Origin of the sequence: Streptomyces sp. HUAS ZL42, assembly GCF_040782645.1 — a bacterium.
Lineage (GTDB): Bacteria > Actinomycetota > Actinomycetes > Streptomycetales > Streptomycetaceae > Streptomyces.
The window spans coordinates 2,523,371-2,545,694 of the sequence record NZ_CP160403.1 but is presented as its reverse complement, the minus strand read 5'-3'; the positions used below and the strand labels follow the sequence as shown (position 1 = coordinate 2,545,694).

Annotated in this window: 18 protein-coding genes; 7 read left to right on the top strand and 11 right to left on the bottom strand. The window is 70.3% G+C overall.

Annotated features, from left to right (window positions below; translation table 11 throughout):
• Together ABZO29_RS11735 and ABZO29_RS11730 are read left to right on the top strand one after the other, a co-directional pair.
• Window positions 1–4,344 (top strand): protein kinase, encoded by a 4,344-nt coding sequence (locus tag ABZO29_RS11735; RefSeq protein WP_367320108.1) that lies wholly within the window; start codon window positions 1–3, stop codon window positions 4,342–4,344.
• The gene (locus tag ABZO29_RS11730; protein ID WP_367320107.1) at window positions 4,341–5,060 is read left to right on the top strand and encodes a hypothetical protein; all 720 of its coding nucleotides are present in this window, start codon (window positions 4,341–4,343) and stop codon (window positions 5,058–5,060) included. The genes ABZO29_RS11735 and ABZO29_RS11730 overlap by 4 nt, the downstream gene beginning before the upstream one ends.
• Window positions 5,061–5,439: 379 nt before the next feature.
• Here ABZO29_RS11730 and chvE read toward each other — a convergent pair whose 3' ends face one another.
• The 3 genes from chvE to ABZO29_RS11715 form a co-directional block, all read right to left on the bottom strand.
• A complete protein-coding gene (gene chvE, locus ABZO29_RS11725) occupies window positions 5,440–6,540 on the bottom strand; it encodes a multiple monosaccharide ABC transporter substrate-binding protein (protein ID WP_367320106.1) in 1,101 nt (366 codons plus the stop codon).
• 1,395 nt (window positions 6,541–7,935) lie between these two features.
• On the bottom strand, window positions 7,936–8,295 hold the full coding sequence (locus ABZO29_RS11720) for a VOC family protein (RefSeq protein ID WP_367320105.1): 360 nt from the start codon (window positions 8,293–8,295) through the stop codon (window positions 7,936–7,938).
• Between the two features lie 210 nt (window positions 8,296–8,505).
• A complete protein-coding gene (locus ABZO29_RS11715; protein WP_367320104.1) occupies window positions 8,506–10,185 on the bottom strand; it encodes a rhamnogalacturonan lyase B N-terminal domain-containing protein in 1,680 nt (559 codons plus the stop codon).
• A gap of 189 nt (window positions 10,186–10,374) precedes the next feature.
• On the opposite strand from ABZO29_RS11715, the gene ABZO29_RS11710 reads away from it, so the two are divergent.
• The 4 genes from ABZO29_RS11710 (at window position 10,375) to ABZO29_RS11695 (ending at window position 14,734) form a co-directional block, all read left to right on the top strand.
• Window positions 10,375–11,415 carry a rhamnogalacturonan acetylesterase gene (locus ABZO29_RS11710; protein WP_367320103.1) on the top strand — a complete coding sequence of 347 codons (1,041 nt, stop codon included), beginning with the start codon at window positions 10,375–10,377 and terminating at the stop codon, window positions 11,413–11,415.
• A gap of 96 nt (window positions 11,416–11,511) precedes the next feature.
• Window positions 11,512–13,233, top strand: a complete 1,722-nt coding sequence (locus ABZO29_RS11705; protein WP_367320102.1) for a DUF2264 domain-containing protein — start codon at window positions 11,512–11,514, stop codon at window positions 13,231–13,233.
• A gap of 287 nt (window positions 13,234–13,520) precedes the next feature.
• Window positions 13,521–13,979, top strand: coding sequence for a hypothetical protein (locus tag ABZO29_RS11700; RefSeq protein ID WP_367320101.1), 459 nt, complete (start codon window positions 13,521–13,523; stop codon window positions 13,977–13,979).
• Window positions 13,976–14,734, top strand: a complete 759-nt coding sequence (locus ABZO29_RS11695) for an isocitrate lyase/phosphoenolpyruvate mutase family protein (protein ID WP_367320100.1) — start codon at window positions 13,976–13,978, stop codon at window positions 14,732–14,734. Before ABZO29_RS11700 ends, ABZO29_RS11695 begins: the two co-directional genes overlap by 4 nt.
• Here ABZO29_RS11695 and ABZO29_RS11690 read toward each other — a convergent pair.
• Genes ABZO29_RS11690 through ABZO29_RS11680 form a run of 3 tightly spaced genes read right to left on the bottom strand, consistent with a single transcriptional unit; the run spans window position 14,661 to window position 16,385 of the window.
• Complete coding sequence (locus ABZO29_RS11690; protein ID WP_367320099.1) at window positions 14,661–15,311, bottom strand: TetR/AcrR family transcriptional regulator; 651 nt, start codon at window positions 15,309–15,311, stop codon at window positions 14,661–14,663. The two genes, ABZO29_RS11695 and ABZO29_RS11690, sit on opposite strands and share 74 nt — an antisense overlap.
• Before the next feature lie 46 nt (window positions 15,312–15,357).
• Window positions 15,358–15,543 carry a DUF397 domain-containing protein gene (locus ABZO29_RS11685; protein WP_367320098.1) on the bottom strand — a complete coding sequence of 62 codons (186 nt, stop codon included), beginning with the start codon at window positions 15,541–15,543 and terminating at the stop codon, window positions 15,358–15,360.
• Window positions 15,540–16,385, bottom strand: coding sequence for a helix-turn-helix domain-containing protein (locus ABZO29_RS11680; protein WP_367320097.1), 846 nt, complete (start codon window positions 16,383–16,385; stop codon window positions 15,540–15,542). Before ABZO29_RS11680 ends, ABZO29_RS11685 begins: the two co-directional genes overlap by 4 nt.
• Before the next feature lie 113 nt (window positions 16,386–16,498).
• Between ABZO29_RS11680 and ABZO29_RS11675 the strand changes: the two genes are divergently transcribed.
• Window positions 16,499–16,996 carry an ATP-binding protein gene (locus ABZO29_RS11675; protein ID WP_367320096.1) on the top strand — a complete coding sequence of 166 codons (498 nt, stop codon included), beginning with the start codon at window positions 16,499–16,501 and terminating at the stop codon, window positions 16,994–16,996.
• On the opposite strand, the gene ABZO29_RS11670 is transcribed toward ABZO29_RS11675, so the two are convergent.
• From ABZO29_RS11670 to ABZO29_RS11650, 5 genes are all read right to left on the bottom strand, one after another.
• Window positions 16,935–18,251: a jacalin-like lectin gene (locus ABZO29_RS11670; RefSeq protein ID WP_367320095.1), complete on the bottom strand. Its 1,317-nt coding sequence runs from the start codon at window positions 18,249–18,251 to the stop codon at window positions 16,935–16,937. The two genes, ABZO29_RS11675 and ABZO29_RS11670, sit on opposite strands and share 62 nt — an antisense overlap.
• 280 nt (window positions 18,252–18,531) lie before the next feature.
• Window positions 18,532–19,338, bottom strand: coding sequence for an ABC transporter permease (locus ABZO29_RS11665; protein WP_367320094.1), 807 nt, complete (start codon window positions 19,336–19,338; stop codon window positions 18,532–18,534).
• Window positions 19,339–19,344: 6 nt separating this feature from the next.
• A complete protein-coding gene (locus tag ABZO29_RS11660; RefSeq protein ID WP_367320093.1) occupies window positions 19,345–20,148 on the bottom strand; it encodes an ABC-2 family transporter protein in 804 nt (267 codons plus the stop codon).
• 1 nt (window position 20,149) lies between these two features.
• The gene (locus ABZO29_RS11655) at window positions 20,150–21,157 is read right to left on the bottom strand and encodes an ATP-binding cassette domain-containing protein (protein ID WP_367320092.1); all 1,008 of its coding nucleotides are present in this window, start codon (window positions 21,155–21,157) and stop codon (window positions 20,150–20,152) included.
• Window positions 21,154–22,305: a sugar MFS transporter gene (locus ABZO29_RS11650; protein ID WP_367326111.1), complete on the bottom strand. Its 1,152-nt coding sequence runs from the start codon at window positions 22,303–22,305 to the stop codon at window positions 21,154–21,156. The genes ABZO29_RS11655 and ABZO29_RS11650 overlap by 4 nt, the downstream gene beginning before the upstream one ends.
• Window positions 22,306–22,324 lie beyond the last annotated feature (19 nt).

Genomic DNA, 22,324 nt, shown 5'->3' with positions numbered 1-22,324 from the left:
ATGGCGACATGGCGCCGCGGTGACGTGATCCTCGGCCTCTACGAGGTCCTGGACGTGGTGCGCGCCGGCCGCCTGGGGCTGGTGCACCGGGTCCGGCACCGCGGCTGGGACATCGACCTCGCGGTGAAGACCCCGCGCCCGGCCGTGGTCCGCTCACCGGACGGGATCCGGGAATTCGAGCGGGAAGCCGAGGTGTGGGTCGGGCTGGGTCTGCACCCGCACATCGCGAACTGCGTCTACGTCCGTACCCTCGACGGCGTGCCTCGGGTCTTCGCGGAGTGGGCGGACGGCGGCAGCCTGGCCCAAGCCGTCACGAGCCGGAGTCTCTACGGGAACGACCCGCTGGGATCGGTGCTGGACGTCGCCATCCAGTCCGCGTGGGGTCTCGATCACGCGCACGAGAACGGAGTCGTGCACCAGGACGTCAAGCCCGCCAACGTGATGCTCACCCGGGCCGGCACGGTCAAGGTCACCGACTTCGGCCTGGCCCGGGCCCGCATGGCCACCGGGGAGGACGGCGGGGACGCGGATCCGTTCGTCAGCCGCGGCGGCCTGGATCGCGGGTACTGCTCGCCCGAGCAGGCGCGGTCGCCGGGCGGGCTCACGACGGCCACGGACGTCTGGTCCTGGGCGGTCACCGTCCTGGAGATGTTCCGTGGCGAGTTATTGGTCAAGGACGGGACCGAGGCGGGTGCCGCCTTCGACGGCTTCGCCCGCTCCGGCGCCCCGGGCGCGATCCTGCCGGTGCCGGTCGAGGTGGCGGACCTGCTGCGCGAGTGCTTCACCGAGGACCCGGCAGCGCGCCCCGGCCGGCTCCGGCCGCTCGCGGAGCGCCTGATCCGAGTGCACGAGCGGGAAGTCGGCCCGTACCCCCGGCGCGCTCCTGGGGCGGCCACCCTGCTTGCCGACGGCCTGTCCAACCACGCGCTGTCCATGCTGGACCTCGGCCGCCGCGACAGCGCCGAGGAGCTGTGGACCCGGGCTCTGCGGGCGGATCCGCACCACCCGCACGCCCGCTACAACCGCGGACTGCACCGGTGGCGGACCGGTGTGATCACCGACGCCGAGCTGGTCGACGAACTGGAATCCGTGCGGTTCGGGGATCCGGGTGACGGCGTGGGGGCGTACCTGCTCGCGCTGGTGCACCGGGAACGCGGCGACCCGGTCGCGGCGACCGCGCTGCTGCGGGACGCGGCCGCGCGGATGCCCGGCGACCCGCAGGTCGCCGCCGCGCTCGAGTCGGTCGCGTACGCCCCCTCGCCCGCGCAATCGGTCCTGCCGGGGGAGCACGAAGAGCGGATCGCCGCCCTCGCGCTGACCCCGGACGGCCAGGTCGCGGTCTCGGCCGACCGCTCCGGCGCGCTGCGGATCTGGGACGTCCCGGCGAAGGAGTGCCGGCAGCAGCTGCAGCTCGAGGAATACAGCGCCTCGGCCCTGGCGGTGCGCGACGACGGACAACTCGTGGTCGTCGGCGGGGGAATCGGGCAGGCGCTCGTGCTCGACCTCGAAGCCGGGGCCGGTTTCGAACTGCCCGGCCACCCCAGCTGGGTGGGCCTGGTCGCGCTGACGGCGGACCAGCGGCACGCGGTCACCAGCGGCTTCGAAGGGGAAACCGTCACCTGGGACCTCGAGACGCGCGAACCCCTGGACGTCCGGCAGTTCGAGAACAAGGCCGAAGTCCTCGGTGCCCAGGGCACCCTGTGCTCCGTCATCGACTACCAGCGCCACACGAACTCCGTGTACGACGTCCGCACGGGCGAGCTGGTGCACCGGATCGACAGCACCCTGACGGAGGCGCGGTTCAGCGGCGACGGCCGCCTCGCCGTGGTCGGCCTCGGCGGCACCGACGTCCGGTTGTTCGATCTCGAATCCGGCGAACCCCGCCGGAAGTTGAGGACCGGCTACGGCCGGATCGCCGTCAACCTGGACGGCACGATCGGCTTCTCCAGTGGCGGCCGCGACGAGCCGTCACGGGTGTGGGAGCTGGACAGCGGCCGGTGCCGCCTGTCCCTGGACCCGGCGCCCGGCACCAAGGAGGTCGTGCTGAGCGCGGCCGGGCGGGTCGCCGTGACCGCCGAGGGGAAGTCCGTGCGGGTGTGGCACCTGCCGCCCGCGGGACCGCCGGCCCCGTGGAGCTACGTCCGCCCGCACGAAGCCCCGGACGTCGCCGCCACCGCCGCCCGGGCGGCCGAGTTGCTCGCGGAGGCGGCCACGCTGGCCGGTACCGGGCGGCTCGACGAGGCGGCCGACCGGATCCGCGCCGCCCGCGCGCTGCCCGGGCACCGGCGCCACGCCGAGCCGGTGCGCCTCTGGCGCAGGCTCGGCGCCCTCGGCCGCCGGACCGAGCTCGCCGACGCCTGGTCCGCGGGCCGGATCGTCCCGGAGGACGAGGGGTCGTGGGCCCTGGCGTTCAGCGGCCGCAGCCCCACCGCGCTCGCCCGCGGCGGAAACGGCGCCGAAGCGTGGGTCTTCGACGTCGAGACCGGGCAACTGCTGCACACGCTCAGCCTGCACACCGGCCGCATCAGCGCCGTGGCGATGACCGCCGACGGCCGGCTCGCGGTGTCCGGGGGCGAGGACGGCCGGGTCGTCGCCTGGCGCCCGCGCGACAGGGGGATCGTCCAGCTGTTCACCAGCCCCCGCGACCACGTGTACTACGTCGCGGTCAGCGAGGACGGCCAGGTGGCTCTCTCGGGAACCGCCGACGGCGTGGTCGCGGCCTGGGACATCGGCAGCGGCCGGACCATCGGGCGATGGGAGGCGCACCCGGGGGCGGTGCTGGACGTGGCCGTCAGCGCTGATCACCGCTACGGGCTCTCTCGCGGCCAGGACGTCAGCGTGAAGATCTGGGATCTGCGCGAGGGCGAGCTGCGGTGGGTGCTGCGCGGGCACGACGAGTGGATCGGCGCCGCACGGCTGAGCGACGACAGCCGGTTCGTGGTCACCGGTGGCGCCGATGGCGCGGTGCGGGTCTGGCGGACCGCCGACGGGCAGTGCGAGGTGGTCCTCACCGGGCACGCGGACGCCGTGGTCGACGTCCTGCCGAGCCCGGCTGCCCGGCGGCTGCTGTCCTGCTCGGTGGACGGCACCGTCCGGCTGTGGGACGTCGCGGGTGCTCGCTGCGTCCACGTCCTGGCCGGGCACGCCGGCATCGTGCGGAGCCTGGCCGTCACACCGGACTTCCGGCTCGCGGCGTCGGGCGGGGAGGACCGGAAGGCCCGGCTGTGGGACCTCACGACCGGCCGGCAGCTGCGCGCCTTCACCGGCTTCTCGGCCGCGGTCACGCACGTCGCGCTGGCCCCCGACGGCGGCCTGCTCCTGGCCGGCGACGAGCGCGGGCGCCTGCTGACCTGGGCCCTGGACTGGGAGTACGACTTCGGCTCGGCGACCGGCTCCCTGCGGCCGGAGGCCGAGCCCGCGCTCGACGAGCTGCGGGACGAGGTCGCCGTTCCGCTGCCTTCCCGCGAAGACGACCGCCCGGCGCTCGTCGAGGCGTTCGCCCGCCTCGGCGACCGGCAGCGGCACGCCGTCACCCGCACCCTGGAGCTCGCCGGCGAACTGGACAAGATCCTTTCGCGCACCGATACCGGCTATCGGCTGTACGTGCGCTTCGTGGCCGAGGAGGCGGCGGCCCGGGAGCCCACACAAGTACCGAGCACGGCCGAACGGCTCGCGCTGCTGCTGCGACCGGAGGCAGAGCTGAACCGGTCCGAGGCGTTCTGGGCCGGCCACTTCGCCGAGCAGCTCCAGGACGACCTCGTCACGCTCGCCGAGGCCGCCCCGGTCCTGCACCGCGAGGGCGACCTGGCCGCTGCCGAGCACGCGTGGCAACTCGTCGTCGACGTCCGCTCCCACCTCTGGGACGCCGGGCACGTCGAAACCCAGGGCGCGATGCTCGGCTGGGCCGCGGTCCTCACCGACCTGCACCGGGAGCCGGAGGCCCTGGCACTGGTCCGGGCGGTGACCGCAGAGCGCGTACAGGACCTGGGCCCGGATCACCCGGCCACCCTGGAGGCGGCCGCGGAGCTCGCGTCCCTGCTCTCGGCGAGCGGCGAGCAGGCGGAAGCGGAACGGATGTACGACGACCTGCTGCCCCGGCTCGTGAAGCGCTTCGGCCGCGACGACGGCCGCACGCTCGACGCCCGGGTGGGGCTGGCGCGCGTGCACCACCGGCTCGGGCGACTGGCCGACGCCGAGCCGGTTCTGCGCGAGGTACTGGCGAAACGGCGGCTGCGGCTGGGCGACGACCACCCGGACACGCTCGCCGTCCAGGCCGAGTTGGACAGCGTTCGGGGGCCGACGCCGGAGAAGCCGGCGCGGCGGCGATGGTGGAGGCGGAGATGATCCCGGGTCGGTCCAGTATCGAAGCCCTGATCACCGGCAAGGCGTTCATGGGCGACATCGGGGCGTTCTTCCCCGTGAGCATGGCGTTGCGAGGCGAGGAGTTCTCGGCCGTGTTCATGATGCGCGCCAGTCAGCTCGGGCATCGGACCACCGGGCCGTACACGCCCGAGCGGCCTCCGGCCGACGCGATGAACTGGGCTCAGCTGCGGACGGGGATCGGCATGGCGGGGCGCTTTCCCTCCTTCCGGATCGACGCGAGCGGCCTGTGGCCGCGCATCCACGTCGAGTTGCTCGGCACCGCCGTCCGCGGGCTGATCGTGATGCCGGAGGAAGTGACCGCGGAGTCGGTGAACGCGCCTTACCTCGGCGAGTGGCAGGAGCAGATCTCTTCCACGGTGCGGATCGCGCTCGACTGGATCGCCCGCTGGCTCACGGCCTGTCACCATGAGGCCGGCGGCACCGAGCCGTCGGTCGACCTCGATCTGGTCTACCGGCCGGACGACGATTACGAGACCGGCCTCGCCCGGGTCGACGAGCGGGTGCGGGAACTCATCCCGCCGGTGCGCCCTGTCCTTGAGCTGCGCTGGCGTTCTGTGAGCCCGGCCCAGCGCAAGGCCTTCGTGAAGAACCTGAAAGGCGCCCGAAGGACCGGGACCCGCTCCGACCGGCGCCTGAGCCACCGGATCGGCGGTGTCGAACTGGAAGTGCCGGCCTGAGGTGAGGCGTACGAAGATGGTGCTCCGCCGAGCCACCGGTCTGGGTTCTGGACGGTTACGGGGCAGCCCCGACCAGTGATCCTTCGGCGGACGCGCCGGGGGTGAGGCTCTGCCTTGGGCTGAGGGTCTGCCTTCGGGCACCGCCCGCGGCGGTCTCGTGCCTGCCCGGGCTTGACCTCGGCGAGGCCGGTGAGCGGCAGCATTCCTGCGGACGGCCCGCGGACCCTGCCCCACGTGGGCGTGGTTGTCGGGCCGTTGGAACTCCCGGAGCAGGAGTGTGCTGCCGCGTGACCGGCGCTCTCGTACTGTTCAACCGCTGACGATTACCGTCGCGCTCCCCATGGGCCGGGGCGGTATGGGTTCCGCCATGGTCCTGCGGCTACTTGAGCTCGTCTTCGGTGATGTAGCCGTCCCCGACCAGTTCGTCCTCGTAGTTGGTCTTGTCGATGCTCGTCGGCTGCAGCAAGTAGGCGGGCACGACCTTGACGCCGTTCTTGTAGTCCCCTCGGTTGTTCACCCTCGGTCGCCTGCCCTTGAGCAGGTCGTCGGCCATGTCCGCGGCTTCCTCGGCGAGCAGGCGGACGTCCTTGTACACGGTCTGCGACTGCTCGCCCGCGATGATCGACTTCACCGAGGCCAGCTCGGCGTCCTGACCGGTGATGATCGGGAGGGGCTTGCTCGCGGAGCCGTAGCCGTCCGACTTCAGCGCGGACAGGATGCCGATGGACATGCCGTCGTACGGCGACAGGACCGCGTCGACCTTCTCGCTCCCGTACGACTTGGCGAGGATGCCGCTCATGCGCTTCTCCGCGGTGGGCCCGTCCCAGCGCAGGGTGGTGACCTGGTCGAGCTTGGTCTGTCCGGACCGGACGACCAACTGCTTGCTGTCCAGGAACGGCTGCAGGAGCGCCATCGCACCGTCGAAGAAGAACTTGGTGTTGTTGTCGTCGGGGGAGCCGGCGAACAGCTCGATGTTGAACGGGCCGCCCTTGCCGTCCTCCAGGCCGAGCTTTTCGATGATGAAGTGGGCCTGGAGCCGACCGACCATCTCGTTGTCGAAGGAGACGTAGTAGTCGACGTTCTTGGTGCCGAGGATGAGCCGGTCGTAGGAGATCACCGGGATCTTCGCGTCGGCGGCCTGTTGGAGCACGCCCTGCAGCGACTCGTTGTCGATGGCCGCGATGATCAGTGCTTGGACGCCCTGCTTGATCAGGCTCTCGATCTGTGAGACCTGGGTCTTCGGGCTGTTGTTGCCGTAGACCAGCTTGCTCTTGTACCCCTTGCCCTTCAGGCCCTCGACGACGCTCTTGCCGTCGGTGAGCCAGCGCTCGGAATCCTGGGTCGGCATGGCGATGCCTACCGTGCCGCCCTCGGAGTCGCTCGCGGAGCCGCCCCCGCCGTCCTGCCCGCAGGCGGACACGGTGAGGGCGAGGGAGGCGGCGCCGGCCATGGCGGCGAGGGCGGCTCTTCGGTTGAGCATGCTGATCGGTCCTCGTTCTTCTCGTGGTGGGGAGGGTGACGACATGTCAGGTGCCGGTGGGGAGGCGGGGGAGCGGCCGGGCAGCCGAAGGGCAGGTCGAGAGCGAGTCCCCGGTGAACAACCGGCTGTCCTCGCTGAAATGCGACCCGGCGACTTTCGTCAGGCTGCGCCACGGCGTTCCGGCTACGTGTGTGCTGATTCCGGTGCTGCGCAGGGCCCTTGCCTTTCAGCCGTTCGAAATATCGTCACATGTTCGGAAGTTTGCCGAGACACTAGGAGGGGGTGTGCGGGGTGTCAACTGTGCGAACAGCAACGGTTCCAGAAAGTGTTCGAGATCGCTTTCGTTCCCCGGAAGAACCTTGGTGGCCACGTCTGTTGCTCCAGCCGGACTTCTGCGTTGCTCCTGCTCAACGGCCCGGCGATGGGAACTGCGGTGGGCCAGGCGTCTGCTGGACGGGTTCGGCGGCAGGTGGGCGACGGATTCGGCCGGTGCGAGAAGCCCCTTCCGCTTTCCGCTCGACACATGTGTCGTGCGCTGCTCGGCTAGGGCGTGCCCGCGTCCCGATGCGTGAGGCTGAACAGGGTCTGAAGGCCGCTGAGGAACCCTGCGCGGTCCGCCGGCGATAGCTGCGCGAGCAGCCGCTCTTCGCCTGCCCTGACCGTCCCGGACGGCGACTTCCGCCGCACCCCGGACGGCCCCTTCCGGCCGGCACTGCCCGCGGAGGACGGGGCGGGCACGCTGGACCGGATCCTGATGGCTCTGGGCCGATCGCCGGGCTGGCGCAACTCTGCGGGTGTCCGGGCGGCGAAGAGGGCCCATTGACTGGCATCACATCGCGGCATCGCACGCAAAGGCGTTGAATGCGGGCCGCCTTGTCTTGATCAGAACGCGCTCTGCCACCAACGATGCGGCGGATCGCCGTACGGTGCGGCGTCGGGACGTTCGAGGATCTTCAGGTCGAGAGGCTGCACGATGCCGCGGAGCTCCCGTGAGCTCTTCTTCGGGAGAGCGCAGATGGCCAGCTCCAGTAGGTCTCGCTCGTCCGCCGGTTCGGGGCAACATTCGGGGACACCGCATCGGTCTCTGAACGGCGAGGGGAGCTGAGCCTTCGGTGCCCTTGCGATGGCGGTCCACCGGGAGAGGGCCTGCTCGATCATGCCTGGCTGGAGCCGCGTGCGTTCCAGCTGAATGATCTGCGCCTGAGCAGGACCGGAAAGCCGGCCGATCCTCGAGTAGCCGCAACGCGCGGCAAAGTGCCTGTTCTCTGCCCGTAGGCGTGAGGGGCGCCTACGCGGCATGGCCCTTTCGGCTGTGAGTCATGAACAGCAGTCTGACATGTGGCGCACACCAGGGGGGCGTCAGGCAGCGCAGGCCGCAAGACTGCTGACGGCTCGTCAGTCGTCCCGGTGGCTGACGATGTTCAGGATGTTCCCGTCGGGGGCGCGGACGAAGAAGCGTCGCAGGCCCCACGGTTCGTCGGTGAGTGGGTGCACGATCTCGTACCCGAGCCGTAGTGCCTCGGCGTATGCGTCGTCGACGGCCGCACCGACCCTGACCGAGACCACGGGATCCCGGGGCGCGGTGGCGTCGCGCGTAAGGAGCTGCAGTTGCGCACGTCCGTCGGGTGACCGGTATTGGGCCACCCACCCCATGTTGAAGCCCTCGACGCTCAGACCGAGGTAGCCGGTGTAGAAGTCGCAGGCGGCTGCGATGTCCGGGACGCGCAGGTTCGCTGTGATGCCGGTGGCTTCCATCGTCACTCCTCGAAGGCGGCACGCTTCTTCGGTGGCGCACAACGGAATGCGCGCATTCCGCACTTTGCCACCAAGTCGCGGCATCCGCGCCGGTAACGCGCGCATGCGCCGAGCACCGCCGGCCGGCCCGCGAGCTGACGGCGGTGGACCAGAGTCAAGAGGTGGGGACGAAGGCCCCGCCGGCCAGCCGATCGGGGCCTTCCACAGTGCTCAGGACAGTAGATCCACCGCATCGATCGACGTCCCCGCGCTGAGGAACGACGTCGTCCCCGACCCGCTCACCACGTTGATCTTCAGCACGTTGTACTGGCTCGTGTCCGTCCGCCAGGCGGACGCCGGGATGCTGTAGGTGAACATGTTGTTGTTGCCGCGGTACGAGCCGACCGTCAGGGACCGTGTGCTCGGCTGGGTCGGTGGGGAGGGGATGGCCGATGTCCAGGTGTCGTTGACGACGATCTGGGGCCGGCCGTTGGCGTAGGCCGTCGTCACGCCGATGCGCAGGGTGTGCGCGGCGGCCGCCTGTGCTGCCGTGAGCTTGAAGTACACCAGCAGGCCGCTGTTGACGTCCTTCCAGATGTAGCAGGGGAACGCGGACGTCTCGCTGCCGCTGCCGATCACCACGTTGCCCGTCCAGGACGCGGCGCGTACGTCGGACGGATGCGCGTACGTCATGAGGTCCGCGTTCTTGAAGCCGCTCGGTGTGCCGTTCCAGTCGCCGATCCGCCAGATCGCGCTCGCGTTGCTCGGGTCGTTGGAGGACGGGATCGTGAGCGTGTTCATGGTCGTCGTGGCGCCTGCTGTGACCGTCACCGACGTGGTGTGGACCGCCAGCTCGCCCTTGAAGACCGTCAGTGTGTACGTCCCCGGCAGAACGCCCGCGATCGAGAACCAGCCGTCCGACGCGCGCGCCGGACCCCAGTACTGCGCCGCCGAGTTGGCAAGGCCCACGGTGTACGGGTACGCCGTGTTCCGGCCCGAGATCCCCACGCCCGCGACCCGGGCCCGGCCGCTCGCCCCGACGTATCCGGAGATGCCCAGCGAGTCCGCCCACGACGTGGTGAGTGTGCCGGGGAAGAGCGCGGCCGAAGGTGCGCCGCCGTCCGTGAACGCGATGACGTACGGGCCCTGGAGGCCGAAGCGCTGGGCCTCGGTCTGGTTCTCGCCGTAGTACAGGATCTCGTACAGGCCGCCGCCGTCCGCGCTCTGGTGCCTCAGGAGGGAGCGGTAGAACGGGCCGCCCGACGCCTTCTCGTGGTTGCTGCGGACGATCCACAGGCCCACGCTGCCGGTCGTCCAGCCGACGTAGTTGTAGTCCGTCACCCGCAGCTTCGAGTAGTGCTTCGAGCGGGTCTGGCCGTCGGATTTCCTGAAGACGTCCGAGGCCTCGATGGTGGTGGGCGCGTACGTGTACGAGTCGGGCTCGTCGTTGAGGAACAGGCCCGCCTTGACGCGCAGGATGTAGCGCGTCGCCGAGACCGAGGTGTCGGCCTTGTCGGTCCACAGGTAGACGTTGTTCTCGCCGCTGCGGGCCGCGTAGTAGTGCTTGAGCGTGCCGTACGTGACGGAGATCAGGATCGTCGAACCCGACTGGGAGATCGTCACGGTGGAGGTGCCGAGGCCGGACTCGATGTGCGAGTTCTTGCCGCCGTAGCCCTGGTACTCCGTGCCGCGGTAGACGAGCGACGTCAGGTCGCCGTTGGTCTTGCTGACCTTGAAGACGAGGTTGGCGCCGGTGTCGACGACGTAGTTCGAGCCGTCGTCGCGCCAGCCGAAGCTCGCGGCGGACGCGGAGGGGGCGAACGGGCCGGCGAGGACGGCCGAACCGGCGGCCGCAGCGGTGCCGACGACGAAGGTGCGGCGTCCGACCGGTCGGTTCACGGTTTTGGACATGGGGGTGCCTCCTTCGGAAGGTGTGGGGTGCGGGTGTGTGTGAGGGTGACAGTTGAATCGATTTCGCGAAAGGGCTTTCACGTCGGAGGAGTTGGCAATCTTGTGAAATCGCTCCAAGGCCTAGAAAGCGCTTGCCAAGCGCGGTACGGTCCAGCGCCAGGTGTTGTCGCCCTGTCCGAGGAGCCGCGAATGAGACGTTTCAGCCTCGCCGTGCTGGCGGCCGTGTCACTGACCACCGGCCTGACGGCCATGCCGGCACACGCACACGAAGCACGTCCGCTCGGCATCGAGAACTGCACCGCCACCGCCTGCCACTTCGACGTCCCGCCCGGCACGTACGACGTACAGGTCCTCCTCGGCGGCGACGCCGACTCGCGCACGAGCATCGCCGGTGAGACCCGGCGCTCCCTGCTGCCCGAGACGGCGGCCACGGCCGGAGAGCGAGTCGCCCGCGGCTTCACCGTGAACGTCCGCACCCCGCAGGGCGAGCCCACCGCCGCCGAGGGAAGTCCCGGCCTCGACCTGGCGATCGGCGGCCCTGCGCCCGCCCTCGCCGGCATCCGCGTCACACCGGCCCGGCACGCCCGGCAGATCCTCCTCGTCGGTGACTCCACCGTCTGCGACCAGCCCGGCGACCCGTACTCCGGCTGGGGTCAGCGGCTGCCCCAGTACCTGCGCAAGGGGCTGTCCGTCGCCAACTACGCCGACTCCGGCGAGAGCACGGTCACCTACCTCTCCGACACACGGCTCTGGGCCACCGTCCAGCCCCTGATCCGCCCCGGCGACCTCGTCCTGATCCAGCTCGCCCACAACGACAAGACGACCGACGAGGCGACCTACCGCGCGAATCTGGAGACACTGGTGACCGGCGTCCGGGAGAAGGGCGGCGAGCCTGTCCTCGTCACCCCGATCGTGCGGCGCTGGTTCAACTCCGACGGCACGCTCGACAACAACACCGCGCTCCTGGTCAACGGCCTCGGCGTCGACCACCCGGCGGTGATCCGCTCGGTCGCGGCGGCCGAGGACGTACCCCTGATCGACCTGACCGCCAAGACCAAGGCGCTGGTGGAGTCCCTCGGTGTGGAGGGTTCCAAGGCGCTTTACCTCTACAACGAGAAACGGGACAACACGCACACGTCCGTGCACGGCGCCACCGTCTACGCCGGTCTGGTCCGCGACGAACTCGTCGCCCGGCATCTGGTGCCGGAAGGCAGAGTACGGGTGGGATGAGTTCCGTATGAGCCCCTGGGGCGCCCCGACCGGAACCGGGGCGCCCCAGGTCCTGACCCGCCCGACCCGCCACCCGCGCCGCCCGAGAGAGAACCCATGCACCTGCCGCCCGACGACCGCACCCTCAGCCCGCACACCGGCTACACCCGCGCCCACTGGGAAGCGGCCGCGGACGCGCTGCTCGCCGCGGTGGAGCCGTACGCCACCGAGGACCGTGCCCTCTACCACTTCCCCGGAGACCGGGAGAGCTGGTCCGGGCGGCTCTCCGACGGCCTGGAGGGATACGCCCGTACGCTGCTGCTGGCCGCCTTCCGGCGGGACGAGACCGCGCTGCAGCGCTACGCCGACGGCCTCGCCGCCGGTGTCGTCGGCGTATGGCCCCGGATCGAGGACCGCAGCCAGCCGCTCGTCGAGGCGGCGTCGATCGCGCTCGCGCTGCGGCTGACGCGTCCGCTGCTGTGGGACCGGCTGGACGACGCCGTGCGTCAGCGGGCGGCGGCCTGGCTGGGCGACGCGCTCACCGCCGAGGCCTGGCCCTGCAACTGGGAGCTGTTCCCGGTCACGGTCGGCGGATTCCTCCGGGAAATCGGCCACGAGACAGAGATGTCCCGCAAGGCGATCGACCGCGGCCTCGAGCGCATCGAGGAGTGGTACGTCGGCGGCGGCTGGTACACGGACGGGGACGGACGGAAGTTCGACTACTACAACGGCTGGGCGATGCACCTCTACCCGGTGCTGCACGCCTGGCTCGCGGACGACTCCCGTCTGCTCGACCTGTACGGCGGCCGGCTCGAGGCCCATCTCGCCGACTACGCCCGCCTGTTCGGCGGCGACGGCGCCCCCATGCACCAGGGGCGCTCCCTGACCTACCGCTTCGCCACGACAGTCCCGTTGTGGCTGGGCGCGCTCTCCGGTCGTACGCCACTGGCGGCGGGGGAGACGCGGAGGCTGGCGTCCGGTGCGCTGAAGTACTTCCTGGAGCGGGGCGCGGTGGATTCCCGCGGCCTGCTCACGCTGGGCTGGCACGGCCCCGACTCCGGTGTGCTGCAGGGCTATTCGGGACGGGCGTCCCCGTACTGGGCGAGCAAGGGCTTCCTCGGCCTGCTGCTGCCCGCGGAGCACGAGGTGTGGACGGCCGTCGAGCAGCCGGCCCCGGCCGAGCGCTCCGACGCGGTCACGCCGATCCCCGCCCCCAACTGGCTTCTCCAGTCGACGAGTTCGGATGGCCTGGTCCGCCTCCACAACCACGGCAGTGAGGACGTCCGCTACGACCCCTACTACACGCGCCTGGCCTACTCGACGGTGACGCGGCCTTCGGCGTCGTACGACAACAGTGTGATCGTCGGTGGTGACCCGAGCCGTACGGGCATCGAACCGCTGGGCGTGGGCGACGGCTGGGTGGCGTCGCGGCACGCGGCGGGCGGGGGCGCGCGGGTGACCAGCGTGGTCCTTGCGCACGGGGCCGTGGAAGTGCGCGCACACCTGGTCTCGGGGGCCGAGCCCGGGACGGAGGTGCGCGTGACGGGGTGGGCGGCAAGGGAAGGTGCCCGCGCGGAACTCCTGCCCGCCGTCGGCCTCGACGAGGCGCTGACCGGCGTGACCGGTGACGGTGCGACGCTCTTCGTCGCTCTGGCTCGTCTCAGCGCGGAGGCGGATCCCGCGCCTTTGGAGGAGACGGTGAGTGTGGAAGAAAGCGTGGGGGAGTTGGCGGTTCGCTGGAGCGGGGGCCCTGAGGTGCGGATTCGGCTGGACGACTCCGGGGTGGAGATGCGACGCGCCGGCAGTCCTGCACCCAGGACTGCCGGCGCGACGTACTGACCCCGGTGGTCACGGAGTGAGACGTGCGATCCGAAGCGTCGTCGCGGTCGGGGACGAGCCGTTGAGCGGGCTCGCGTAGGTCGGGGTGACGGGGGCGTAGCCCCACGTCAGCATCCCGGACAGCAGGAGCTTGTTCTTGTCGTACGGGGGCGAGGTGGACGTTGACGTGTTCCGTGCCGGGGGTGTTCGTCAGGCGGATCGCCGTGCCGGGGCCGGAGTCAGGAATCCCTCGCATGACCCCGAACAGTTCGGCCGGTACCGAAGCAACCCGCGCCTAGCGTGCCGGTATGACCGAAAACCCGCAGGAGACCCCCGCTCACGCCGTCATCGCGATGGTCGACCACGTTCTGGCCCGCGCCGCCACCTGGACCGCCTGGGACGGCAAGCCCGCCCACGTCGACGACCGCGTCTACACGCCGCACAAGGCGATCCGACGCGTCGCCGACCATCTCGTCGATCACCTCGCGGAGATGGAGGCCCGGCTGGCGGGCGAGGACCCGCAGCCGGACCGCTGGCACGCGTCTTTGGTGACGACGGAGGCGGATCTCGCCCCCTTCACCCAGGAGGACTTCGACGAGGCCCGCAGCCGGCTCACCCGGCTGGCCCGGATCTGGGCGAACCGCCTGGACACGCTGACCGACGAGCCGCTCGACGCCTCGCCCGGCGTGGGCTGGAGCTTTCGCGAACTGGCCCTCCACCTCAAGGGATCGACGTACTACGCGGATGCCGTGGGTGACCTGTCATGACTCCCTTCGCCGCCCTGCACCACGCCGACGAGCCCCTGCTTCTCCCCAACGCCTGGGACCACGCCTCCGCGCTGGCTCTCGCCGCCGAGGGATTCCCGGCCGTCGGCACGACCAGCCTCGGTGTCGCCGCGGCCGCGGGCCTGCCCGACGGAGCCTCGGCGACCCGGGACGAGACCCTCCGGCTCGCCCTCACGCTCGGCTCGCAGCCCTTCCTCCTCTCCGTGGACGCGGAGGGCGGCTTCAGCCAGGACCCGGACGAGGTGGGGGAGTTCGCGCGGGAAGTCGCGGCCGTCGGAGCGGTCGGCATCAACCTGGAGGACGGCCTCGGGCCGGCCGACCGGCACGCCGCGAAGATCGCCGCCGTCAAGTCGGCGGCGCCGGACCTCTTCGTCAACGCGCGCACGGACACGCACTGGCTGGGCGAGAGCGGCGAGCGCGACACCATGGCCCGCCTGGATGCCTACCAACAGGCGGGCGCCGACGGCGTGTTCGTCCCCGGCCTGACCGACCCCGACCGGATCACCGCCCTGGTGAAGCACCTCGACGTTCCCCTCAACATCCTGTACTCGCCGAACGGCCCCACCGTGCCCCGGCTGTCCGACCTCGGCGTACGCCGCGTCAGCCTGGGGTCGCTGCTGTATCGGAGGGCGTTGGGAGCGGGGCTGGAGACGGTGCGGGACATCAGGGCGGGCCGGGTGCCCCGGGGGACGATGCCCACGTACGACGAAGTCCAGGGACTCGTGGGCTCCGGCTAAGTACGTCCCCCTCACGGGGCCAGTGCTCCAGCGCCACGTGCAGCGCGTCGACCGCCCGGTCCCACGACTTCTGTACGTCGCGTGGCGCGCCGAAGCCACCGCTCGCCTCCAGGGCGCAGTAGCCGTGGAAGGTGGCGCGCAGCAGGCGTACGGCGTCGGTGAGGTCGGGTTCGTCGAGACCGTAGGCGCGGAGCATGCCGTAGGTGATCTCGGCGGTGCGGCGGAAGGCGGGGTGGCCGGTTACGAGGGCCTGGTCGATGCGGATCTGGGTGGCCGCGTACCGCCCCGGGTGCTGGAGCGCGTACTCCCTGTACGCACCGGCGAATGCCGCCAGCGCGTCCTTGCCGGCCCGTCCTGCGACGGCCTCGGCGATACGGTCGATCATCTCGCCGCCCGCGAACAGAGCCATCCGCGAGCGCAGGTCCTGCAGATTCCTGACGTGCGAATACAGGCTCGCGTCCTTCACGCCGAAGTGGCGGGCCAGAGCGGACAGGGTGACGTTCTCGAAGCCGGCCTCGTCGGCGAGGTCGGCCGCGGCGGCGACGAGGCGGTCGACGGTGAGTCCTGCACGGGCCATGACGGCGACTCCGGGGCGCGGCTAATGGGTCTAGGCACCAGCCTAGTCACCCATGCGCGGCGTACTCCACGAACTCCGTCCAGGCGGTGGGGGAGAGCGTGAGCTGAGGCCCGGTGGTGTTCTTGGAGTCGCGGACGTGGATGGTGGTGGGGCGGGTGGCCACCTCGACGCAGTCGCCGTCACCACTGCTGCTGTAGCTGCTCTTGAACCAGGCCAGTTCGGGCGTGCTCATACCGCTCCTCGCATCCGCTCCAGCAGGCTCCGGGATTCTTCCGGGTTGAGAGCCTGTGAGCGCAGTTTCGCATAGCGCATGTGCAGCACACTGATCGATTTCGCGTTGACGATGAACTGGCCACTCAACTGTGCCTCGCAGTAGGCGAACCACTCGTGCTCCGCAGTCTCCAGCAGCTGGATGGGGCCTGCGAGGCCTGCGTGGGTGCCGTGTTCCGTCGGCATCACCTGCAGTTCCACGTGCCGTGGCTCCGTGATCTCCAGAATGTGCTCGATCTGCTCACGCATGACGTCAGCTCCTCCGGTCTTCCGTCGAAGCACATGCTCTTCGACGATGAAGCTGAACGCTGTGTGAGGCCGTTCCTCGAAGAGCGACTGGCGTTGCATACGGGCCGCGACCTTGGCCTCGATTTCCGAGTCGGTGAGCGTGGGCACCCTCTCCCGGAACAGCGCCAGCGCATACGCTTCCGTCTGCAAAAGCCCCGGCACCAACCGGTTCTCGTACGTGTACAGACTGATCGCCTGCTCCTCCAGCTCAGCCCACTGCCGGAACCACGACGCGAGCCCCTTCTCCCGGCTGACGTGCTTGTACGCCGCCTTGAGCGCCCCGAACGCGTCCAGCACCTGTTCCGCGCGCTCGACGAAGACGCGTGGTGGGAAGCGCCGCCCCTGTTCGATCGACGCGACCGTCGCCGGCTGGTACTGGACCAGCGGTGCGTAGTCCTCCTGCGTGAAGCCCGCCCGCTTGCGGAAGGCCTTGTGGACGGCGCCGAACGCCTTCAAGCTGTCCGACGGTTCCGGCTCGTTCGAAACGCTCTCGACGCTGATGGTGCTGTCGGTCATACGAGTCATGGTCACGGAACGTCACGCACACTGTCCACTCCGTAACCCGTACAACTCGCAGCGTACGAGTTTCGTGCCTGGCCGACCGCCGTGCCGCCCGGGACGGTTGGGGCATGCGAGCAGAGACGCGGGACCAACCGCCCGTCACCGTACGTACGTTCACCCAGCTCTTCAGCTCCACCCCGCGCGGTGCCCGGCTGGCGCGTCGGCTCGTCGCCAACCGCATGGACGTGTGGGGGTACGCGCACGGCGGTGACGCCAACGAGAACGTGACCCTCGTCGTCGCCGAGCTGGCCGCGAACGCCGTGCGGCACGGGCGGGTGCGCGGGCGGGATTTCCGGGTCCGGCTGGTGCTGCGCGGGGATGTGCTCCGGGTGGAGGTCGCCGATGCGCGTGCGGACAGGCTGCCCGCGATCCAGGAACCCTCGGGCGAGAGCGGGCGTGGGCTGCTCCTGGTCGACGCGCTGTCCGCGGACTGGGGGGTGGACCTCCACCCGGACTCCACCCACAAGGTGGTCTGGGCGGAGGTCCCCCTGAGGGCCGTGCTGCTCAGCCGATCGGCGCGTACAGCACACCCAGCTTGTCGATCTCGTCGCCCGAGCGACCCGTGAAGCCGACGATCTGCCAGCCGGACGGGGCCGTGAAGGTCTTCGTGTCGGACGTGGCCGTACCCGAGGACAGCGTGCGCCCCTTGTCGGTCGTGAAGGCGGCGGAGAAGATCCTTGTGTGGCCGTCCTTCTGGCCCTGCGTCAGTTTCACCGAGGTGAGGTGCTCGCCGGATGCGAGGGTCAACGACGTCGCCGTGCCGCCCGTACCGCCGTGACTCAGCGTCGCACCGCCGGCGTGGGTCAGGGACACCGCGTCGAGGCGGGAGGCGCCGCGCAGGGTGAGGGTGCGCGGGGACGGGGACGCGGGCAGGTCGTCCGCGTCGTTGAACGCCGTGCCGTGCGGGCCGCCGAAGAAGTCGCTCGCCTTCAGGGACGAGTTGACGGTGTAGGAGAAGTCGGCCGTGTGCGGGAAGTGATCGGAGAGGTTGCCGCCGTTCGCGTCCAGGAACTTGGCCCACTCGTTGTTGTAGCGGGTCGCCGACAGCGAGAGCAGCTTGCTGCCTCGGTAGAGGATCTTGTCCACGACCTCGCAGTCGTTCGGCGGGGCCGACGTCGGGCACAGCAACGGGTCCGCACCCTGCGCCGGAGCCGTACCGCCCGTCACCAGCTGCACCCAGGCGTCCGTCAGACCGTTCTCGTCGACGAGCGTGCGTATGTTGTCGCCGGTGCGCGTGTACCGGGTGTTCGTGTCACCCATGACGATCACCGCGTTGCCCGCGGAGTTCGCCTGGATGAAGTCGGAGAGCTGCTCGATGTTGGCGCGGCGGGCGGCGAGGGCGTCGTTGGTGTCGTCCGCGTTGGGGTGGGCGTTGTAGAGGTCGAGGAAGACGCCCTCGGCCAGCCGGACCCGGGCCAGGGTGAAGCCCTTCGGGGTCAGGCAGTTGGTGCCCGTGCAGTTGTTCCACTTCACCCGCTCGAAGTCCTCGAAGGGGTGGTCGGAGAGGGTGTTCAGGCCGTCGCCGAACCCGGCGCCGCCGCTCGTCGCCGTGCGGTACGGGTGGTTGTCACCCGCGTAGAGCGCCGCGTGGTAGTTGAAGTCCTCCTGCACGTTCACGATGTCGTACGGCGCCAACCTCGGGGAGATCAGCGGTGTGTTCGTCGCCGGATGGCTGGAGCTGAGACCTTCGGGAAGGCCGGCGACGTTGTACGTCAGCACGTTGAACGAACCGGTCGCGGCGGCCGCGGGTGTGGCGCCGGTGGTGGCGAGGCCGGTGAGGGCCAGCGCCGCGGCGGCGAGGGTGCCGATGAGTCTTCTCATGGGGGTGTCTCCGGTCGAGGAAAGTGGAGGTGGAACCTGAGCAATGCTCAGGTTCGTTGCCCATGAGTGTGACGGACAAGGGCAGTTGGGGAAACGGTGAGGGACGAGGTGTGGCCGGTGTTTCTCACTTCCGGACACCGCGGCTCAGGACGCGTCAGCCGTGAGCCGTCGCCGGGCGGCACAAGGTTGCCGCGGGAGGGACGCCGCGGCCGACCCGGTGCCGCCCGCGCATGAGCGCGGTCAGGCGCCGCCGGTCCCCGTCACCAACTGCACGCGCCCGTCATCCGTTCACTCCCGTGTAGTGGTCCAGGCTCCACCGCCACAGCAGCCGCGCCGCCAGGTACGCCAGCAGTCCGAGGAGCGGAGAGGACGCCGCCAGCCAGTACGGCACGCCCGTGTCGTGGCCGTGTCCGGTCAGTACGGCGGCCGGGAAGTACGCGACGAACGCGAGCGGAAGGGCGTACGTCAGGAAGCCGCCCACCGCCCTCGGCAGCACGTTGAGCGGATAGCTGCCGAATGTGCCCAGCAGCTCCTCCAGCCAGCGGCTCCAGTAGTCCGCGGCCGGAAAGCGCAGCGAGGCGGAGGCCACCACCGTGAACATGGCCGCCTCCAGGAGCATGCCGCCGACCAGGCAGGCGATCAGGTACGTGATGCGGCCCGACGTCCAGTCCAGGTGACTGCGTGTCAGGGCGCCGGCCATCAGTCCTGCCGCGACTATCAAGTCACCGATCGCGTTGGTGGGGAAGAACTGCAGCTGGACCTGGCGGTGCACCGGCATGGGCCGCACCAGATAGATGTCGATCCTCCCTTCCTGGATGAAGCGGCCGATGAGGTGCATCCGCCCCAGGAACAGCACGAACAGGCCGTGCGCCAGCATCCGCGTGGCCGGGATCAGCAGCACTTCGGAACTGTCCCAGCCGCCCATCCCCGTGAACCGGGACAGCAGCACCGTCGCGAACACGATCACCGACACCTGCCAGATCGCACCGATCGCGACCATCATCAGGAACTCGGAGCGGTACTCCAGCTGTGCGCGGAAGTTGAGGCGCGTGATGCGCCACATGACGCGAAGAGCGTTCAACGACATGACGGCTCAGCCTCCCTGCGAGATCACGCGCCGGGCGGCACGCCGCCACAGCAGCCGGGTGAACAGGGCCAGGACCACGATCCAGCCCGCCTGCACGGCGAGTTCGAAGCCCGCGTCCGACAGCGGGATCCGGCCCACGTACAGCGACAGCGGCACGCTCAGCGTCGCCTGGAACGGCAGGAAGGAGCTCATCGTGATGAACCAGTCAGGGAAGAACCACAGCGGCGCGTACACCCCGGACAGCAGGTTCTGCGCGAACATCAGGATCATGATCGCGGCGCCGTTGCGGAGGGTCCAGAAGCACAGCTGGTCGATGACCAGCATGACGTAGTACAGGACCAGCTGGCCGAGCAGCAGGCTCAGTGCGAACACCCCGGCCACGGCCGCCGACTCGGGTGGCTGCACCACTCCGGCGGCCAGACAGACGGTGTATCCGGCGAGCGCCCAGGCGAACCCGTAGGCCTGCTCGCCGAGCGCCCGCATCGCGTAGTAGCGCTGGGGCGGCAGCGGGCGCAGGTACCAGTAGACGATCGTGCCGAAGTGCATGTGCTGCAGCACGCTGTCCCGGCCCGCGTACTGGTCCAGCTCCCGCAGACGGGAGGCCAGTACGGCCAGTACGGCGTACGTCACCGCCTGGTCGCGGCTGAGCCCGGCGGTGGTGCCGGAGTGTGTGTACAGACCGCGCCAGAGGGACGCCACCAGCACGATCTGGACGGTCAGACGGAGCAGCACCGCGGTCATCCGGGGTGGCGTGTGCAGTTCGCCGAGCGGGGTGACGCGGGCGGCGCGCCAGGCGTACGAGGCGGCCATCTCAGACCCCTTCTGCCGCGGGCTCCGCGTGCACGTACGCGGCCCGCATGACGTCCTCGAGGTCGGCCTCGTCGATCGCGACGCCGTTCACCTCGTACCGCTCGATGACCTGCTTGAGCGCCTGGTGGACCGTCGGAGCGGCAGGCCCGTCCGGGCCGAACACGACCTCCGGGCCCTCGCGCCGCAGCACGGCGATGCCCGGCAGCGGTACGACGTCGGCGTGCGCGTCGGCGAGCGTGACCCGCACCTGCCAGGTGGAGCCGTATGTGCGGCGGATCTCGTCGAGTGTGCCGTCGAGGACGAGGCGCCCGTGGTTGACCAGGACGACCCGCTCGGCGAGCCGCTCGACCTCCGTCATGTCGTGCGTGGTGAGCAGGACCGTACGGCCGCGCTGCTCCACCTGGTTGCGCAGGAACTCGCGCACCTGCTCCTTGACCACCACGTCCATGCCGATGGTCGGTTCGTCGAGGAAGACGACCGGCGGGTCGTGCAGGAGCGCCGCCGCCAGGTCGCAGCGCACGCGCTGGCCGAGGGAGAGATGGCGCACGCGGGTGTCCCAGAAGGAGGAGAGGTCGAGGAGGTCGTCGAACTCCTTGAGCCGGGCGGCGTGTTCGCCCTTCGGCACCTCGTAGATGTCCCGCAGGATGGCGAACGACTCGCGCACGGGAAGATCCCACCACAGCTGGGTGCGCTGCCCGAACACCGCGCCGATGTTGCGGGCGTTGCGCTCACGCTCCTCGTACGGCACCACACCCGCGACCCGGGCCTCGCCCGCGGTGGGGGTGAGGATGCCGGTGAGCATCTTGATGGTGGTGGACTTGCCGGCACCGTTCGGGCCGAGCAGGGCCAGGAGCTCGCCCGCGGCCACGTCGAAGGTGATGTCGGAGACGGCGTGCTTGGCGACGCGCTCCGGATTGACCAGGGAACGCAGGGCACCGGCGAAGCCGGGGCGGCGGACGGTGGTGTGGAACGTGCGGGACAAGCCGCGAACCTTGATGCTGCCTGTCACTCCTTGAACCTCCTCGTCAGCTGTATCAGCCAGACCGTCGCTGCCAAAGAAGCGGCTGAAAGCGCTGTCAACAGCCACGGCACCGCGTGAATCCCGGAAGACTCGATGCCCATGCCCAGAAGTGGCGGCGCTGCCACTCCGCCGATCATCGACGCGGCGATGACCCAGGCGCCGGCTCGCTGTGCCTGGGGGAGAGCCCGGTTCAGCCAGGGCAGGCCGGTGGGGAAGACGGGCGCGATGAACAAGCCAACACCCGCATACGCCACCGGCGCCACGTCTTTTATCAGCGCGAGCAGCAGACACACCGTCATGCCGGTCGCGCACATCGTCAGGATGCGCTCGGGGGAGTACCTGAGCGTGATCGGTACGACGAGGAAGCGGCCCGCCGTCATCATCAGCCAGTACACCGAGGTCGCAGAGGCGGCCACCGTCGCGGTGTAGCCGACGGTCTCCAGGTGGGTGGGCTCCCAGCCGCCGACGCCCGCCTCGACGGCGACGTTCAGGATGTAGAGGGCGAGGAAGCCGGCGAGGACGCGGGACAGGCCCAGGCCGCGTGCGGGAGAGGCGGCGGCATCCTCGTGCACTTCCGTGCGTACGCCCCTCGATCCCAGCACCACCAGCGCCGCCGCCAGCACCGCACACCCCCCGAAGGCGTACGGGTACGCGGCGGGCCCCACCCATGCCACGACCGCCGGCCCCAGCACGGCCCCGATGCCGAAGTGCGCGTTGAGCACGTTCAGCATGGCCGTGGAGCGGTCGCCGAAGCCGACCGCGAACAGCTGGTTGAGACCGTAGTCGATGCCGCCGAAGCCGAGGCCGCCGAGGAACGCGGCGGCGAGGGCCAGCGGCCAGTCCGGGGCGAGCGCGAAGCCCGCGGCGCCCAGCGCCATCAGCCCGTAACTGGCCGCGAGCAGCGCCCTGTTGCTGATGCGGGAGTGGATCGCGTTGAACGCGAGGACACCGGCGACCCCGCCCGTGAAGTGCAGGCTGAGGCCGAGGCCCGCGCCTGACGGGGACAGCCCGTACTCCTCCCGCAGGCCCGGGACCGCCGGGCCGTAGAGCGCCTGGAGCATGCCGATGAGGACGAAACCGACGCAGGACGCGACCGCGGCCGGACGGCTACAGAGTCTTCTGGGGGACACCCCCAGACCCCCGTGCCGGCCGGCC